The sequence below is a fragment of the Microbulbifer maximicatervae (SeqCode) genome, from assembly GCF_052468155.1.
Map to the genome: position 1 here is coordinate 373,039 of NZ_CP174335.1, position 18,594 is coordinate 391,632.

The window sequence follows — 18,594 nt, forward strand, 5'->3', positions numbered from 1 at the left end:
GGGATTTACCATGAGTGCACCGCGAGGACAGTTCAGCTCGAATATTGGCTTTTTGATGGCTGCGGCGGGTTCCGCCGTTGGTCTCGGCAATATTTGGGGCTTTCCAACCAAGGCCGCCAGTAACGGCGGCGCCGCCTTTGTAGTCGCCTACTTATTTCTAGCCTTTGCGCTCGCCTACCCGGCCCTGATGGCCGAACTCACCATCGGCCGCCACGCGCGCCGCAATATGGTGCAGGCGCTGCGTTCCATTTCCAACGGTCCCATCAGCCGCTTTTTCGGGGGCCTGACCGGCTTCGGCGGTATCCTGGTGGCCTCCCTGATCCTGAGCTTCTACGCCATTGTGGCGGGCTGGATGGTGGCCCACCTGGCCGAACCTTTCGCCAGCCTGTTCGGTGCCCAGGAAGCGGCCCAGTGGTTGGCCGGAAACAGCACCGATCGCAATATGATCATGACTGCCATCTTCAGTGGCCTCACCATGTTGATTATCGCCAGTGGTGTTGAGAAAGGGATCGAGCGCTGGTCCACCCTGTTGATGCCATCGCTGATCATCCTGTTATTGCTGTTGATCTGCTACGTGCTCACCCAGCCCGGCGCCCTGACCGGCCTGGAAGTGTACCTGATGCCCAACTTCGACCACTTCACCCCGGATCTGCTGATCTCCGCCATGGGCCAGGCCTTTTTCTCCCTATCCCTGGGTGTAGGCACCATGCTGATTTACGGCTCCTACCTGAGCCAGCAGGAAAGCCTGCCGCGCCTCGGCGCCCTGGTAACCCTGATTGATGTGGGCATCGCCTTCACAGCGGGCTTGCTAATCCTGCCCGCCATGTATGTAGCCCAGGAAGCCGGTACCCAGATCTTCTCTGCCGACGGTTCCCTGATCGCCGGCCCGAGCCTGATCCTGCAAGTTCTGCCCGCGCTGTTCGACACCATGGGGGAAGCCGGGATATTCGTCGCCATCGCCTTCTTCGCACTGATGGTTATCGCCTCCCTCACCTCCTCCATTTCCATGCTGGAAGTGCCGGTGGCATTCTCTATCGAGAACCTGAATATCCCCCGCCGCATCGCCACCCCGATCGTTGGCCTGATCATCTTCGGCGTGAGCTGCGGCATCATCTACAACTTCGACGCCCTCTTCGGACTGGCAGTCAGTATCAGTACTGAATATGGCCAGCCCCTGCTCGGCATTGCACTATGTATCTTTGCCGGCTGGATCTGGCGCCGCGACCAGCTGCTGAGCGAACTCAAGAAAGGCCATGAAGATATCGAAAACACCCTGTTCTGGAAGATCTGGCCCTGGTACGTGCGCATCGTCTGCCCACTGCTAATCCTGACCGCTTTCGTACAGTCCATTCGCTAAACTGATCTCCCCCCGGCGGTACCTCACCGCCGGGAACTCCCTTCCCACCTAAGCCCTCCCTCAAAGCGCCTGACTAAAGCGACTCTGATCGCTCAAATGCCAATTACATAAAATTTATTGCTAACGTGAATTTTGAGGTATACTTAGGTGACACACATGAGTGTTTCTTATCGGGGATGACTTGGATTCGACGCCGGTTACGAAACCTTGGGTGCATGCCGAGATGGCAGCGAATCTCGTAAATCCAAAGCTGTATTTTATTAGTTGCCAACGACGACAACTACGGTGCCCAACTCGCTGCGTAAGCAGCTTGTGAAGCGCTAACTAAGGGTTCGTCCCTTAGCAGTCTTCAGCAAGGTTCCAGTATCGCGCTGTAGACTGTTATACAGAACTGGATCGCCGCAAGCCATACCCGTGGGTAAGCGGTTAAACAAATTTCGGGATCGCCCTATACGTCCTGACCGCCGGGCTGTAATGGGTTAAATCAATAGACGGAGCTAAGCATGTAGAGCCTCTGGCAGAGTGCTGACGGACGCGGGTTCGACTCCCGCCATCTCCACCAAATTGCTGTCTCAGACAGCCCACGAAAGCCCCGCAAACCTAGTGTTTCCGGGGTTTTTGCTTATCTGGACCATCCCAATTAATCTAACCCAAATCCAGCCATTTTTAGTGGGGTTAATTGCGGGGGCGAGCAGGTTTGCGCCACTGCCCCACCAAGAAAAAACACCTGGCAGCAATTGCAGACCCTACTGAAATCGGGCGCCTACTAACTGCCATAGACGACCCCAATAGTAAGAGCAGCCCTAAAACTACCCCCTCTCTTACTCTGCCCGCTAGAGAATTGCGAAAACTTGAGTGGACGGAAATCAATTGGGATGCCAAGCACATAAAACTGCCCAACGAAAAAATGAAAATGGGCCAGCCACACATTAACCCTCTTGCTAAACAGGCTCTAGCCCTGGTCACTGGGCTATGACAATGAAACCATGACCGCCCCCGGCTTCCGTGCAATGGCCCGTACTCTATTAGACCGCGACACTCGGCAGATTTAATTTAGAATTCGCGTTTTCATCAAGCAAAAACCTGAATGTGGCACATTCATCTCAAATCAGAGAGGTGGAACACATTCTTCAATGGATTTACGAGGATAAAGGGATATGTCCATCAACGAACATGCAACCAAGATACAGGTGAGTCGACTGGTTAACACCGCTCTGACAGCGATTAAGGATAAAGATCCGAGATTTGATCAGACTCTGGTTCGCACCCTGGATCAACTTAACTTAATCAGCCGGAACCTGAATACCGCCAAACATAACGTACAGCACTTTGCTGGAATGATGGCGAGCGGCGCTCATGGACAAAACGCCTACCGAGTCAATCAATCCATGAACTCGAAGCTGAGAACCCTTTCATCACTTGAAGCCTTCCTCGCAGAAGAGTGGAAAAAGCTTGGTAAAGCAGTTGACGCATATAGGACACAGCTACCATGGGAAGGCAAGACCGAATTGGAACTCCTGGATATGCTTGCGGGAGAAATCGAGTCGTTCGATAAATTACTTAAGAAAAACGTCATTCAGGTTCCAAAGCACCAGACCAACCCACACCAAACGATGACCCTTCAAAGAGAAATCACGCAATTAAAGGCAATACCCGCTCATACAGCGCCAAGTATGCTTGTCTTAATTTCCATCGGCCTTCGTTTATTTGCAATGTACGTCGGCTCTAAAAGAGTGAATAGCAATAGATAATCTCGATTTCCCTTTCGGCAGCTCGCTAGGCGCTGGACGTTTTTCATCTGACAGGCTCAATGCCTGTCGGAACCTTCTAAATAAGCGGGGCAAATCAAGATTGTGTTAGGAATACCCATATTTCTACCCATTAACCTGGTTAAAACAATACCTTAAAAAAACCACTTAGCCACTCACCCCATAAAGAACAAAGCCTCACCCATCGATCATGTGATGCACTCCTTACAATACTCACGAGCTGCACCTATACACGAGAGAAAGGTTTATCAACAATCAAGCAGGCTGCTCGCCTGTTGACACCGATAAAGGTTTTTTCATATCAGTAAGAGCCATCACTAGTCGAAAAATACAAACCTATTGGCAATAGTCTTCGCCGTCACCTTAGCTTTCATTAATGTATCAATAAAGCTATTCACTCTATACTTCAAGCATCCTTAAAAATTTAAATAAAGGACTGCCATGAGCAAGTCTGAGCACGAAGCGTTTATGCAAGCAGCCATTGAGGAAGCGCGCAAGGGCTTGGCCGCAGGAGGTGTTCCCACCGGCTGTGTAGTAGTGCGTGATGGAGAAATTATCGGCAGAGGCCACAATCAGCGTATCCAACAGGATAGTGTTATCAAGCATGCTGAAATGGACGCATTGGAAAAGACTGGAAGGTTACGAGCGGTCGAGTATCAAAAGTGCACGCTTTATACGACCCTTTCGCCCTGCCCTATGTGCAGCGGAGCCATACGTCTATACGGCATTAGGAATATTGTTATCGGTGAAAACAAAACCTTTCAGGGAGATGAACTATTACTCAGATCTGAAGGCATAAGCCTAACCACCCTAAATAATTCTGACTGTATTAATCTTATAAATGAATTTATCCAGCAGCACCCTGAGATCTGGCATGAAGATATTGGCGAGTAAAAAATATTAAAATATTGAATGAAAGTGGAATTAAATCAAAAACAATAAAAGAATTATTTCTGTACATAGAGAGTGAGCATTCAACCCCTCGATTTTATGAGTACCCCACTATCCAAAGCCTCGCTACAGAGCGAGCTAGAAATACGTGATTAAAAGATAACCCAGCTAACACAGAGCCGGCATGCATTAGCTCAGTTTATTGGCGAACTTCTACCAGATAGGGGTTAGCTTTTTTCTTTTATCATTTAGACCAGAGTCGTGCGGGTTTCCCATCATGAATATCGTGCCACATCGCATTTTCATCCCCACCAAAAAGCCCAGTCTTATCCGGCTATTCAAAATCTGATAACAGCTTTTGGCACGTTATTTAGCCCTCTCCTTCCTCCGCTTTTCATATCCAAGGGAACGTTTTTGATCTGTCACACAATACTCATCCAGTAGCAATAACCTCAAGAGCAATGGATAAAACCTTTGCTGCTGCAATAGTCCCGTAACTTTTCACCGAAAGGCTCCTCCATTTAGAACATCCCAATAACGGCGCAAAAAATGTTATCAAACAAAAGACTTCAACATTTTCCCTGATAATGCCTTCGACTTTGTTGGCTGGTGCCTTTTTAAAGAGTAACTTAGGGCGGGTGGCAATTTTCTAGTAGGCCTGATGTTCGATTGCCGCATCAAAGAGGGCTCGTGGTGTTACCCGGCCACTCGCCTTTTCAAAAAAATCAAACTAATGAAGATTACGGAGCATCATCATGGAAGAGACTCTCACACTCTCTCCCGACAGCCTGCAGCGCCGCCTCAAAAAGCAAACCGCGTCCCTCACACTCTCTCCTGACGACCTGCAGCGCCTGCTAGGCAAGCAAGCCTCACAATTAGATAGTTCGACCTCTCTCTCTTTCGAATTCACGCCAACATCTCAAACAGACCCACTGCGACGTGACCCCGTCCTGAGCAACCTATTGCAACATGAAGCTCGCATGCTCGAGTGGCTCGGTGAATCTGAAGGCAATGCACGCCAATTTGCGCTCGACCCAATTTCGACCTTTCAGCGGGTATGCGACCCGAGCCCCGAGCTGGTCGAGGAGCTGCGCGGCCTGTTTGATCGAGAAGAGCCAGGCGACTTAATTGAAGAAGAAATTGAACAGCAGCAAGGTCTGCAAGAAGTTGAATCCTCGCCAGATCCAGACCTTTCGCAAGGCTGGGATTTGATCAGTGCCTCGACTCAAGGAGCGGTCAACAATTGGATTAGCGAGCTCTTCGAAGGCGACTCCGGCCAATGGTCATTCAGCGGAAATGTCGGCAAGGGCCCCGCCAAGGTTCGCTACGAGTTCGCATTTGATTGTCCCGCCTTCATCGCTCCCGAAGACCTAAAGGCGACGCTCGACCTGCCCATCACAGGGTTCATCAAGTTCCCAGGTATCACAAGCAACATCGAAGATGCGCAGGGCCAAAGCCCCGGTCACGCCCGGCTCGTTCTTGACCTAGACAAAATGCAAGCCAGCGCCAGCATCAACCACTATGGGCAAGTCACCGTGACCATCAAGAAGCCCAACTGGGACATGATGGAACTTGACCTCAGCGATATTCAACTTTCAAAGTCGATCAAGGGCCTCGACATTACCGACGCGATGAAAGGAGCAGTCGACCAACTCATCTCAAGTTTTGATTGGCCCATCAAGTACACGGTTGCTCAACACACCCCCCTGCCCGCCGGGAACCTGGATATCGGGGTGATGTATACAGCCTTTGATGGCGACTCCGACTCAAACCTGTTCGGACTTGGGATATGCCGTGGGAATCGCCAGCCAATAGACGCGCTTCTAGCACAGACTGTCCCTAGCAACTGTACATCCGCACTCATCGTATCCAACGACATCATTTTGACTTCGGTGGCTACGGCAATTGCTGAAGCAACGCCACTGACCTCATCACAGCTGACGGTGACCGATACCTACCCCGAAAAAATGTACCTCAACACAGACGTCGAGGATGTGATTGAGGGTGCGCATATCAAAATCAAAGAAAACAACCTCCAAGCGGCGTTCAACAACGACGGCGATCTTGTTATCAGTGCCGACATCAGAGTGAAGCGTGGGGCCATGACCCTGTGGGTCTACCAAACCCTAAAGCTCTCTGCGACGATAAGCTTCAACGCCTACGACGATGTGCTCAACATTCAGGTGAAAACAAAAGCGAAGCTCCCCTTCTGGTGGGCATTCGTTCCCCTTGGCTGGGTCATTCAATTGATCATCTCAATTTTGAGTTCGAAGAAAGGGAGTGTCGACATCGCGATTCCCGGCTTCCAGGTCAAGAAGACGAATTCGCCCGCCTATCTCCAGGTTGGCGGTGACTGGGCCTATATGCCAATCAAGCTTCATTCCACCCCAATCGCGCCTCCGAATATTCAGATGAAGCACATCAATCAGCAGCTGGATGAAAACGGCGGAAGGTTCCGGTTTGACTTCAGCAAATACGGTTCAGAAGTGACGAGCTTCATCGTTGCCGCCACCTACTGGTTCTTCAAGTACGAAGGAGGTACGGACCACCAGACGCAAACGCTGGGCCTGTCGCTCACCCAGGTCCACAACAAGAATGCCGTCCTCACCGTCACTCCTGACGCCACCTTGTTCGGCCAGAAGAAAGGTTTAAGCCCCTCAGACTCCCAATTGACATTGTCATGTATCGCAGTCGTCGACGGCCCTAAAGACGGTGTGATCCTACCGAGAACCATCACCGATATCCCCAATGAATCAACCAGCCAATACATTCCCCTCGATGAGCCAGAGGCTTATGCTGCCCTCGGAGGCTGGGCGTGCGAGTACCACAAGGACAACGACCCGAGCGAACCCCCAAAGTCACACCACGTTCGTACCATTGAGCTCGATGCAACCACCGCGGTTCCTAACAACTACGAAGTGGGTATCCAATCGACTGCACAGATGCACGATGACTCGGACAACAATGCCATCGCATCGATTGATGGCAATCTCATTGAGCTGAGCAAGAGCCCCCCTCTGGTCGCAAAGTACGTGACAAACCTCCAAAAAACGAGTGATGACGTGTATGTCGAGATGGGCCAGCCCATAAGCGACGCGGCAGTATTCCTGTCTGGCTATCGCGTCCACTACGACAGCAGTGACCACGACATCCGGCAAGTCGGCGGAGGTTCGGAAACCTACTCCACATCAGGCTCGCAGGTCATACTGCACAATCCACACGCACTGATCGGCGACGGCGACTCGGGAAACAGCAAGCACACTCAAGAAAACAGCGAATCGCACGTGTCGTTCCTAATTATCGCAGTACCGGAGTAAATCGCGCGGTTGCTCGGGTGGCCATTGCACGCCCGGGCAACCCATGCAGTTTCTGCGACGGTGTACACGCCCAGTCTTTTTTTGACGCAGCGCCGCCAATACCTCGCGGCAAACCTTAGTGGTGCACAACCTAGTAACGAAAAGTAAGCAGCCTTTTATCAACTTTATCGTAAGTAAATGGAAATTCATTAGCAGACAGTTTTTTGCATTGCAAACATAAGTTGGCATCAAACTGAATTGTGTGTGCGATTAATCAAGCACCACAACAATAAATTATTGGTATAGCGTGCTGCGCCATTGATTCTTTTCATAGTTACTTTTGGGAGTCCACTCTACAATTTCCGCAAATGTCTCCAGGCTGCCGCTAACACCATTACATGAAGCTACATGGCAAGCCCTTCAGCCAATACAACTGGCCTTATTAAAATGAGCTATCCCGCATCGCATAAACTATTTATTAACGTCTTTTAAATCCGGCTTCCCACCGGGATTATCATCCCACATTGCATCTTTACCCCCACTCAGAAGCCCCGTCTGATCCACATCTTTAGAACCTGATAACAGCTCTTCAGCACGCTTTTTAGCGTATTCCTTTCTCCACTGTTCATATTCAAGAGTGCCCTTTAGCGGGTGTTATTGATTGGTCATACAATGCTCTTCCAACAGTAATCACCATGAGAGTTATAAGTAAATCCCTTGCTGGAGTAATAGTCGCGTACCTTCTCGTTAACAGGCTTCATAATACGAATCTCATGGGCACCTATCTGCTTTGCATACTCCTCCAATGCCAATAGCATTAGAGGTAAAATCTTCGCACGCAGGGGGTGGTTATGTGGTGGCGCTTCGGGGGAGTCTAGCCGAAGCCGTGCCCCACTCCATGTGGGGCGCCCCAATGACAGCGCGCACAAAGGTTTATGCAAGCCAAACAGGGACAGGGCACTAAAACAAAGAAGAGCAATGCTCTCCTGTTGACATCAGCGAAGGTTTTGTTTGCGTCAGTACAGGGTTCCGGGAAGCCTCCCGGCGCATGCCACATTGGGCCAACCAGGGGCACAGCAGAGCTAGGTAACTTACACGCCAAGCTGGCGGTTACTTTGCTCTAGTGGACGAGTATATTGACGGGTTTTAGAGAATGAAAAATATTTAATCCATATTTATCAATAGGTTATAGCTACTTTTCAACTCCCGCCATCTCTACCAAACCGAAAAAGGCCAACCGCAATGTTGGCCTTTTTTATACCTATGCATCGAACTAAAAGCCTTGTATGTCAGGGGCTTACAAGCTTCGCCAGCCTCTAGGGCTTTGCGAGTCGAATACTCTCTTAACGGGCGAATACTCTCAGTGCCTCACCCTTGTAGCCCGAGCCAATGAACTCAGAACCCTTAAAATCAGTGACTTGTAGATGAATGAATCCAAGGAGGGGTGCTTGAAAAGCTTCGTTAGCGAAAACAACAAATTACAGGACTATCGTATTCCTTACTGCAAATCAACGATATAATCAAGGGTATTTATATACTTTAAACGAATATGCCAGAGATCGATACAGTACCCGAGCAGGGCCAAATCGTAAAACTGCGCCACAAAATTTGGGCAGTAACCGCAGTAAACAAAACCAGACCACAACCAAAACAGGCTATACACAAAGTCTCCCTGGAGTGCCTAAGCGATGACGCGCTTGGCGAGAACATCCAGGTCATTTGGGAGCGAGAAATTGCACCCGCCGTTGTTGAGTCGACCTCACTGCCCAGTGTTACAGCCCCCGACGCTCCCGATCTCTTTGATGCCTTTATCCGCTCCCTTCAGTGGGGCGCAAGTTCGCTAGCTGTTGGCGACATGCTACAAGCGCCGTTCCGTGGTGGCGTACAGATGGAGGAGTACCAGCTGGCCCCCGTTATCCGCGCGACCAATATGCCTAGGGTTCGTCTCTTGCTGGCAGACGATGTTGGTTTGGGTAAAACCGTCGAGGCAGGCTTGGTTACCCAAGAACTCATTCATAGCCACAGAGCAAGTCGTGTTCTGATCGTTTGCCCTGCGCACCTGAAAATAAAATGGGTTGATGAGATGGCCGAAAAATTCGGCCTCGAATTCAAGATCATCGACCGCGACTCAGTGCTTAAAATGCGGAAGGAGTACGGACCTAGTATTAATCCTTGGGCCAGCTTCCCCCGACTTGTGACTTCGATTGACTATCTAAAAACTGAACACCCTCGTCGGTTGTTTGATGAGTTTACTCGGAGACGACTCGACGAAAGCCCTAACAACCGGCCTTGGAATTTGCTGATTCTAGACGAGGCCCACAACGCAGCGCCATCAGGCAAAAAGCAGTATGTGCGCGACTCAGAGCGGACTTCGCTGTTGCGTTCGATATCCGAACAGTTCGAACACAAGATGTTTCTCACTGCTACCCCCCATAACGGCTATCGGGAGAGCTTTACAGGCCTGCTGGAAATTCTGGACAACCTTCGTTTTTCGCGTGGGACGGACCTTGATAAGACGCAACTCTCTGCCGTTACCATTCGACGACTAAAGCAAGAAATATCCAACCCCGATGGTTCACCACGCTTTCCAAAACGCGTGATCCTGCCTCGCGATGAAAAATCAGATCCTCAGCTGTATGTCACGCTGCCAGGGGAAGAGCAAAATCTCTTTAATCTACTGAACACTTATACTGAAAGCCGATTGGCCTCGGTCGACAAGCGTTCTGAACGTCCTCTTCAGTTCATCCTAACGCTGCTGAAAAAGCGTGCTTTATCCTCACCACTGGCTCTACGGGAGAGTCTTATCGTTCACACAGAAAATGCTGGCATTAAAGGTGAGCTTGGTATTGGAGAATCGCTGTTTAACAGCTTCGAGCAGAAGGAGTCCGAAGACTGGAGCGATGATGAAGATAAAGAGGACAACCTAGAAGCTGCAACAAGTGCCGCCTCTAAGCTAATCTCTGAGCTGTCAGCTGATGAGAAGGATATGCTGCAGCGTATGTTTGAAATTGTTGATAAGCAGGTATCGCACTTTTCAATTCAGGAAGACAGCAAAGCAGCGGCGCTAATTGGGTGGATCAATAGAAATCTTCGCGATGGCGATCAATGGAATGGTGAGCGTGTCATCATCTTCACAGAATACAAACACACGCTAAATTATCTGGAACGGGTTCTGGAAAAGCATGGACTCCTGGATGCCACCAGAACCATTGTTGGCGGCATGAAAGACTCTGACCGACAAGTGATCAACGATGAATTTCAGTCGCCAAACAGCGAAACCAATATCCGCATCTTGCTCGCTACGGATGCGGCCTCTGAAGGTGCAGACTTCCAAAAGCACTGTCGGAATCTCATTCATTATGAAATCCCTTGGAACCCGATCCGCCTTGAGCAGCGCAACGGCCGGGTAGACCGTCACGGACAAAAAGCAGACGAAGTCCGCATTCATCACTTTGTGTTTAAAAACCAGGAAGACTCCGAGTTCCTGAAGCACATCGTCGATAAAGTCGAAACCATCCGAAATGACTTGGGCAGCGTTGGCGCCCTAATCGCTGATAACGTAAGAAAGAAGGCACTGGGACAAGCCGTTAACCTTGCCTCCATCGATGACGACGCTCGTAGACGGCTTGCACGCGAAGAAATGACACTGGAAACTCGGGAGAATGAAAGCGTCGCACAGATGGTCGAAGCGTTGAACCGAGCTCGCAGTGCGCTCGACATTTCTGAAAGCAATCAGCTTGACCTGCTACGCCAAGCGTTGAGTTTAGAAGGTTGTACTGAAGCAATCACGGACCTGGGTGATGACGAGTTTTCATTAACGCGCGTGCCAACGGCCTGGACCGAATGCAAAACCTACGTCAGTACAGACTACCTGCAAAAACGTCTTTCATTTAATCGCAACAAAGCACGAGAAGACGATGCCGTCGGGATTGTTCACCTCGATCACCCACTCATGCGGCGGGCCATTTCCACCTTCCGCGTACAGATGTGGGGAGCGCAAACAACCAAAAGCCAATTAAATCGAGTGACCATCACGGAATCTTCCGAGATTACTGCACCGGCCATCATCGCCTGGGGGCGCTTGGTACTGCTGGGGCCAGAACATAATCGACTCCACGAAGGATTGGTTCGCTGTCCGCTCACCGTTCAGGGCAATGCTCTTGTTCCACAAGGTGTTGTTCGCCCAAAGGATGCGACGAATTTTGCTGGTAGCACCGAGGGCGTGAAAGCGCTGATTGCACCACTCATTGAAGCCATTACGCAACAGCTTTCGAGCGCCGCCGAAGAAGAGGCCAAAGCACTGATTGCCACGCTGAATGAGCGTGGTGAGGTGGCTCGCAAACATGCTCAGAGCCTGGCCACAGAGCGCATTACGGCAATCCGTAACGCTATAAAAGATTGGCAAAAGCGATCTGCAGATATGCAGATGCAATTTTCATTTGATGAAGAAGAACAAGATCAAAGGGAGCAGGATTTGCTTGCTCTTCAGCGCAGGCTCGAGCAACTTCAACAAGAGCGTGAGACTGAGCCAAAACGCCAGCGAGATTTATACAAAGTGACAGACCAAAGAATGTACCCAGTTGCTCTGGAGGTAATTTTGCCTAAGGGGAGCAACTAATGGCCGCCAATAAACGTGTAGCAAACCGCCAGCATCGCTGGCTATCCAGTGTTGAAATTACCGGTGTCGTGTTAAGCGAACCGGTTTTGGCTGACGCGGGAAACTTCCGCTCGCTCGACAAGGCAGAAATTGCGGCATTCAGAAAGCAGCGGGAAATCTGGAATCTGCCCAAGGGCATGGTGGAAGGAAACGGACAGCCTGCCTGGATTAACTTTATCCTCGAGGATTTTCTCAGCCTAAAAGACAAAGACTACTGGCAAGTGGGTGCCGCAATTCCAGCCGACAGAGTGGTCAACCTACACGAGCAGCAGGAAGTGCTGCGCCCTACGCGCGTATTAATCGATGAAGGCAATGCCGTGATGCTGGTGCTGGAAGTGCCTCGCGAGCAATCACTGGATAAGCCCTGGCTGCAAGACAAAGGTCGCTGGAAAGCATCCCCCACCACTAAGTTTGAACGCCTTTTACGCGAAACGGGTGTTGAACTTGGCTTGCTTACCAATGGTGAAGCTTGGCGCTTGGTTGTGGCGTCACCCTCAGAAACGACCTCATGGATGAGTTGGACAGTTCAAACCTGGAACGATGACCCGATTACACTGGCTGCATTTAAGGATTTATTGGGGGAATCACGTTTCTTCGCAGGCCCGCGTGATCAAGTCATTCTTGAGCTGATTAAACAGAGCCGCCAGCGCCAGCTGGATGTTGCGGACCAGCTGGGTAATCAGGTGCGCGAAGCCTTGCAAATTCTGGTGCACGAGCTGGATAGAACCGATGCCGAACTGGGCGGCCAATATCTGAAGGGTTACAGCGAAGCAGAAGTATTCGATTCCAACGTCGCCTTTATCATGCGCCTACTGTTTACCCTCTATGCCGAAGAGAACGGCTTACTGCCCCACGGTAATGTCACCTACGACCGCTCTTACGGCGTATTGCACTTGCTCACCGAGCTTGAGGAAACCCACCGCCTGGCGCCGGAAAAACTGAAACATTCCTATGCCGCCTATGCGCGTTTGTTAGCAAGCGCCCGGCTGTTACACGATGGCAGCGTAGACCCGGATATCCGCATTGCCGCTCACGGTGGCCAACTGTTTGGCCCGGACCGCTACCCACTGCTGGACGGCAGAGCGAAGGATGGCGAATGGCCAACAGAAATACCCGAGCCGCCCAAGGTCAGAGACGCGGTTATCCGCGATATTCTGCGCAGCCTGAAATATGCCAAAGCCGATGGTGTGCGTCAGTTGGTGAGTTATCGCACACTGGCGGTTGAACAAATTGGCCATATGTATGAAGGCTTGCTGGATCGCCGCGTGGCCAGGGCGCCAACCAACCAAACGCTCCTTATGTTGCAAGGTGGCAGCAAAATCAAAGAACCTGAGCCTATTAACGCTGATGAGTTTTCAGGGCTAGATCAAAAGGCGTTAATCAAGGCCATTAGCAAGCACACCAGCAAAACAGCAGGCACCATCAAGAAGGTATTGGAGCGCAACGAAGAGCGACAATCCCTGGCGAACCTCGGTACCGATGATGCCGAGCTGCTGGAGCAGGCAAAACCGGTTGAACGCTTTCTGCAGCCCTTGGGCATCGTGCGCCCCGACGGCCTATACGTTACCCATGGGCAAGACCGTCGTTCCAGCGGAGCTCACTACACGCCGCCAACACTGACTGAGCCAGTAGTACGCCGCACCTTAGAACATCAGGTGTATGTGAATGAGCCAGGCAAGCCTGGCTTATTGGTTGAGCCAAGGTTAATCAAATCCCCGCAGGAGATTCTGGCCCTTAAGGTGTGCGACCCGGCCATGGGCTCCGGTGCATTCTTGGTACAGGCTACGCGTTATTTAGCCGAGCGTCTGGTGGATGCCTGGGAGCGCATGGCAACAGAGCAGCCTGACACCATTTTAACCATGCCCTTTGCTACGCCGTCACAGGGTGAGGCCAGCGAAAACCTGATGCCAGAGTCCCGCGAGGAGCGAATTGTATTCGCCCGCCGATATGTGGCCGAGCGCTGCATTTATGGTGTGGATATGAACCGACTCGCTGTGGAGATGGCGAAGCTCTCACTGTGGCTGACCACGCTTTCGACCGATCGCCCCTTTACGTTTGTCGACCATGCGCTCAAGCATGGCAACTCGCTGGTGGGATTAACGCCTGAACAGATTCGCAACTTTACCTGGAAGCCGGTCAGCACCGACTTCGGCCCGCTGTTTGTGAACCAGCCAGATCAGGAAGTCGAAGAAGCAGAGAAACATCGCGAAGCCATTCACAACATTGAAGACCACGACTTTGTCAGCAAAGAAAAAGAAAATCGCATTGCCGAAGAAGCTCTTGTCAGCATCCGCATACAGGCGACCTTAGCGATTGCTGCATTTTTTGATGGCGCCAATAACAAGCAGCGTGAAGCCAAATTGATTGAAAATCGGTACTGGCTGGAGCGTTTGGGGAAGGATGATAAAGCGCCGACAGAAATAAATAACATTATTTTCAGGCTAACTACGGGCGACAATCCTATTCAACCTTTCTTTTGGGAAATTGAGTTCCCTGAAGTCTTTCATCGTCCCAACGTTGGGTTTGATTGCGTAATAGGCAACCCTCCATTTCTAGGAGGAAAAAGAATAAGCACTGAGCTTGGCAAAGATTTCGCAACTTGGACGTCAAGTTTTGAGGAGATGAATGGCAACGCTGATTTAGCAGCTCGTTTTTTTAGAAAAGGATTTGATCTGATCAACAAAACTGGATCTCTTGGCTTTATATCAACAAACACCATTTCTCAAGGAGATACACGGCGAGGCGGCCTTCGTTGGATTTGCAAGAACGGAGGTAGAATTTACTACGCGGATAAGAGGGTTAAATGGCCAGGAAAAGCGGCGGTGATTGTAAGCCTAATCTGTATTACAAAGGAGCTTTTCTCCAGGGCATACCTCAACGGTAATCCAGTCGGACAAATCACGGCATTTTTATTTCATGAAGGAAGTTCGGATGATCCACACAAACTAAATTCAAACTCTGAATTGGGATATGTCGGTTGCGATATCAAAGGACAAGGCTTTCTTTTTGATGACAAGGATCCGCTTTCTTCACCGAGACGTCTGGCTGATGAGTTAATTATACAAAATCCAAAGAATAGCGAGTGTATATTCGATTATATGAGCGGAGAGGAAATTAATGACACCGCTGATCATACACCTGCTCGTAAAGTAATTTTCTTTGGGGAGATGACTTTACAAGAGGCCAAAGAATGGCCTGATTTGTTAAAAGTTGTCGAAGAAAAGGTTAGGCCAGAAAGAGAATCAAAAAGTAAAGAATTAGCCGAATGGGATTGGTGGAGATTTTGGCGACCAAGGAAAAAACTTAGAGACAAAATTGCAAATCAAGATCGCATAATTGCGTTATCAAGAGTTAGTCCTTGGGGGGCTATGGCGTTAGTCTCTACAGCACCGATTTATTCGGAAGCCGTTGTCGTTATAACACTAGAAGATCACGCTTCATTTGCTGTGCTTCAATCAAACATACACAATCTGTGGAGCAGATTCTTTAGCTCATCGATGAAAGATGACCTAAGGTATAGCGTTGAGGATTGCCTTGAGACCTTCCCCTTCCCAGCAAGCTGGAAACAAAATTCAGCCCTATTAAAAATTGGATCAGAACTTGAGGAGCGACGAAAACAATACATGGTGAGCAATTCGATTGGCCTTACGGAATTCTACAATCGAATTCACTCACCTGAGAACACTTCAAAGGAAATACTAAGCCTCAGAAATCTAGTTCGCGAAGTTGATAGATGCGTTTTCGACGCGTATGGCTGGAATGATATTCAACCAGAATTTGATTTTTTTGAGGAATATGAGGTGCCAGAGGGGAAAAAGAAGCCTTGGCGATATCGCTGGCCAGACGAAACTCGTGAGCAAGTTCTTTCCCGTCTACTTTCACTCAACAAAGAAAGATATCAGCTAGAACAAAGCTAAGCATCGTAAGGCACAAGCACTTCCTTGTGCCGCAACAATTCAAATTGCTCGGCAATCCGCTCACTGGGTTGCCCCTGCGCCCGAACCCCCATTTCCATATTTCGATCCAGCGCATACATGGTGAGGTTGGCTGAGGTCACCAAGGCATCGTGCCGGTCGGCGACCAGCACCTTGGCGTGTAGCTTAAGGTACTTATCGTCTGCAGGGATTTTCCAGGTGAGCAGTTTGGGCAGGGAACCCCCTTTAGGCCACAAGGCAATTAAGGTATCGCGATTATTTTTGCCGTAGCCTTTTTCGCCTTCGTCCAGCACCATGGTGACCTTTACACCACGCGCAACGGCATGGGCCATCAACTCGATGATGTCGTTAATAATGCCCTCGTAATCTTCCTTGCCGGCCAACCAATAGCCCACCACCAAAAGTTCTGACCGAGCGGCAGAGATAATATCCTGCACCACCTGGCGGGTAGCACGCAGGTAAGAGCCTTCCACTTTTGGGCCAGTCCAGACCACTTCGGTCTGCGTGGCTTCGCCTTCGGTTAACAGCACCGCCTCTTTCAGTGCTGCCAGCTGCAGAGCAAAGGCAGAGTTTGTGAGTGCAGAAAAATCACTGGCCCAAATGGCGATCACATTTGAAAGAGCACTTTGTACCGCACCGCGTCCGGCGGCAAGTTTGGCAACCGTGGCGGAACCTGACTGTGCGCTTAGCACACCGCTCTCTACCCCAGAGAGTACCTCAGCAAAAGCACCGGCATTCATCAACTGGCGTACAGCCTGTGCCAGAACATAGGCAGATTTATCCCTGTTAGCAGACATGGCTACTTCTCGTTACTTGAAGTAAGCCATATCGCTGTATGCCATGGTAGGCACCAGAAAATTGCGATCCAAAAAGCGGTTAAACGCTTCGCAGGAAGTCTCCGGTGCCAGCACACAGGCGTGGCAAGCAGCACCGTTAATAGTGGCATGCACATCGGGTTGGTGGTCGGCACACAATGGGTCGGACGAGCAGCGTTTGGCGTTTTCCAAGGCATTGTGTATCAGATTCGGGAAACGCTCTTTGGTGCCAAGATCTACCAGACCACCCAAGCTGCCTTCGGAATCCGCGCTGGCTGTGTACAACAAAATGCCCGCCATTTTGCGCTCGGAATCGGTACTGCTGTAGATGCGTTCGCGCACGGATGATTCGGAATAACCGCAATCCAAGGCCAACTGGCGCATCAGCACATGGGCCAGACTGTGCAGCAACACATAACGCGCACCGGGGAAGTCATCCGCATCCACACCGCGCTCAGCGGCCCATTCTTTGTATTTTTGCTCGATGGCGGCGGCGCGCCTTTGTACGGCGGGTTCTGCTTCCCATGCGATCAAGGCCTCTTCTTTTAGCTCCAGGAAGATACCTTCACCGCGCACCTCGACGGCTGGCAACCAATCCTGCCGCTCTTTATAGATGGGCGCACGCGAGGCGCCCATACCGTCATCATCCATGCCAGACGCGTAATCGATGCGGGTAAAGCTGGTAAGTGCGCGTACTTCCAGAAGTTTGCGCGCTAACACGATGCGCTCAACTTTATCGGCAAGGAAGTCAGGGACTTCGCCGACCTCAAGAAAGAAATCGGACTGATCTCCTTGGTTGCTACCTTCAATATCGCGGAAGGCGTTCCACTCCGGCAGGCGCAGGTCAATCTCATCGGTTTCTATTTCGCCACGCTCTTTTAACAGGGTCTGCCAAATATCTTCGGCTTTAAACTCTGCCAGCGCAGGGAACATTTCCATATCCAACAGTGTTTGTAGTTTTTCCTGAGAGTCGATCTTTTCCACCTGATGCTGGGGGCATTTCTTCAGCGCTTGGCCTATCAGGCTGGCCGCCTCTTTAATCGATAAAGCGCTGCGCACCAAGGGGAACCAGCCGTTTGTAGCACCGCGTTGAATCGCCCGTAGCCGACCCGCGTGTTTACACTCGTGTGGATCTTCATTTTTTATCCCCAGCCAAGGGCGCTTACGGGTACACTCACCCAAAGCAAGGCTGCGGTTTTCTCCAAAGGCATCACTTACGCTGCGTTTGGCATCGCAAGCACAGTAGATCCAAATATCGGACACTGATCCCGTGGTGCCGGAATAGACCAGCCGCATACGCTTTTTGCAGTTGGTATCGGCATCGCGGTGCACATAGGCACGCCAGGGGAAGTCATCAATATGTCCGCTCGGGCAAGCCACAACAAAAGGTGCTGGAATAGTGGGTGCACGGAACTTGCCCCGGCCTTTGCAATTTGGTGCCTTGCATTCCATTTCTTGAGTAATCTCGTTGAATCGGCATAGGTGGCTATAGTCGGGGTCACCACCGTATTCTTTCTTCAACTTTTCAGTTCTATCTTCTGATGATGGGTATCCGTATTTTAACCCTCTGTACTCAGATAAAGTTGCACAATCTAGATTGCTGCATACTTGGTAACGAGGGAAAACACTTGCTGGCACGGTTCCTTTCTTGAAACCGAATCCTCCGCTAGCAGGCTCAGCCTGAAAGAAGCGATTTACCCTAAGGGCGCGCTCTAATCGAGGCTCACGAATAACTAACTCTTCCTGAGGATGCCATCCATCGATACCTGAGACGATCACGGATAAAGTTTGTAAATCTACAATCGCACCGGGGCCAAATGTGGTGATAACCTGACTGGGACGAACGTCGCCAATTGCTCTTTTACTCGACATCC

At 50.5% G+C, this 18,594-nt stretch carries 8 protein-coding genes and 1 other RNA gene; 7 read left to right on the forward strand and 2 right to left on the reverse strand.

Features of this window, described 5'->3' with window-relative positions:
- The first annotated feature begins 10 nt into the window (after positions 1 to 10).
- The 7 genes from ACJJIY_RS01555 to ACJJIY_RS01585 all read left to right on the forward strand — a co-directional run bounded on the left by ACJJIY_RS01555 (position 11) and on the right by ACJJIY_RS01585 (position 15,887).
- Positions 11 to 1,357, forward strand: coding sequence for a sodium-dependent transporter (locus ACJJIY_RS01555; protein WP_445358945.1), 1,347 nt, complete (start codon positions 11 to 13; stop codon positions 1,355 to 1,357).
- A gap of 172 nt (positions 1,358 to 1,529) precedes the next feature.
- Positions 1,530 to 1,919, forward strand: a transfer-messenger RNA (tmRNA) gene (ssrA, locus tag ACJJIY_RS01560).
- A 595-nt stretch (positions 1,920 to 2,514) separates the two neighbouring features.
- A complete protein-coding gene (locus tag ACJJIY_RS01565) occupies positions 2,515 to 3,108 on the forward strand; it encodes a hypothetical protein (protein WP_108734457.1) in 594 nt (197 codons plus the stop codon).
- Positions 3,109 to 3,567: 459 nt separating this feature from the next.
- Positions 3,568 to 4,020 (forward strand): nucleoside deaminase, encoded by a 453-nt coding sequence (locus ACJJIY_RS01570; protein ID WP_444896131.1) that lies wholly within the window; start codon positions 3,568 to 3,570, stop codon positions 4,018 to 4,020.
- 752 nt (positions 4,021 to 4,772) lie between these two features.
- Entirely contained in the window at positions 4,773 to 7,334 is a 2,562-nt protein-coding gene (locus ACJJIY_RS01575) for a hypothetical protein (protein WP_444896130.1), read from the forward strand.
- Between the two features lie 1,528 nt (positions 7,335 to 8,862).
- Positions 8,863 to 11,931 carry a DISARM system SNF2-like helicase DrmD gene (gene drmD, locus ACJJIY_RS01580; protein ID WP_445358946.1) on the forward strand — a complete coding sequence of 1,023 codons (3,069 nt, stop codon included), beginning with the start codon at positions 8,863 to 8,865 and terminating at the stop codon, positions 11,929 to 11,931.
- Positions 11,931 to 15,887, forward strand: coding sequence for an Eco57I restriction-modification methylase domain-containing protein (locus ACJJIY_RS01585; protein ID WP_444896128.1), 3,957 nt, complete (start codon positions 11,931 to 11,933; stop codon positions 15,885 to 15,887). Before drmD ends, ACJJIY_RS01585 begins: the two co-directional genes overlap by 1 nt.
- On the opposite strand, the gene drmC is transcribed toward ACJJIY_RS01585, so the two are convergent.
- Together drmC and drmB are read right to left on the reverse strand one after the other, a co-directional pair.
- Positions 15,884 to 16,702 carry a DISARM system phospholipase D-like protein DrmC gene (gene drmC, locus ACJJIY_RS01590; protein WP_444896127.1) on the reverse strand — a complete coding sequence of 273 codons (819 nt, stop codon included), beginning with the start codon at positions 16,700 to 16,702 and terminating at the stop codon, positions 15,884 to 15,886. The genes ACJJIY_RS01585 and drmC overlap by 4 nt on opposite strands.
- A gap of 12 nt (positions 16,703 to 16,714) precedes the next feature.
- Positions 16,715 to 18,592 (reverse strand): DrmB family protein, encoded by a 1,878-nt coding sequence (gene drmB / locus ACJJIY_RS01595; RefSeq protein ID WP_444896126.1) that lies wholly within the window; start codon positions 18,590 to 18,592, stop codon positions 16,715 to 16,717.
- Between the last annotated feature and the right edge of the window lie 2 nt (positions 18,593 to 18,594).

What these genes read in the sequence shown, in the direction of transcription:
- ACJJIY_RS01555 (WP_445358945.1), top strand. Translation starts at nt 11, where the DNA reads ATGAGTGCACCGCGAGGACAGTTCAGCTCGAATATTGGCTTTTTGATG.
- ACJJIY_RS01565 (WP_108734457.1), top strand. Translation starts at nt 2,515, where the DNA reads ATGTCCATCAACGAACATGCAACCAAGATACAGGTGAGTCGACTGGTT.
- ACJJIY_RS01570 (WP_444896131.1), top strand. Translation starts at nt 3,568, where the DNA reads ATGAGCAAGTCTGAGCACGAAGCGTTTATGCAAGCAGCCATTGAGGAA.
- ACJJIY_RS01575 (WP_444896130.1), top strand. Translation starts at nt 4,773, where the DNA reads ATGGAAGAGACTCTCACACTCTCTCCCGACAGCCTGCAGCGCCGCCTC.
- drmD (WP_445358946.1), top strand. Translation starts at nt 8,863, where the DNA reads ATGCCAGAGATCGATACAGTACCCGAGCAGGGCCAAATCGTAAAACTG.
- ACJJIY_RS01585 (WP_444896128.1), top strand. Translation starts at nt 11,931, where the DNA reads ATGGCCGCCAATAAACGTGTAGCAAACCGCCAGCATCGCTGGCTATCC.
- drmC (WP_444896127.1), bottom strand. Translation starts at nt 16,702, where the DNA reads ATGTCTGCTAACAGGGATAAATCTGCCTATGTTCTGGCACAGGCTGTA.
- drmB (WP_444896126.1), bottom strand. Translation starts at nt 18,592, where the DNA reads ATGTCGAGTAAAAGAGCAATTGGCGACGTTCGTCCCAGTCAGGTTATC.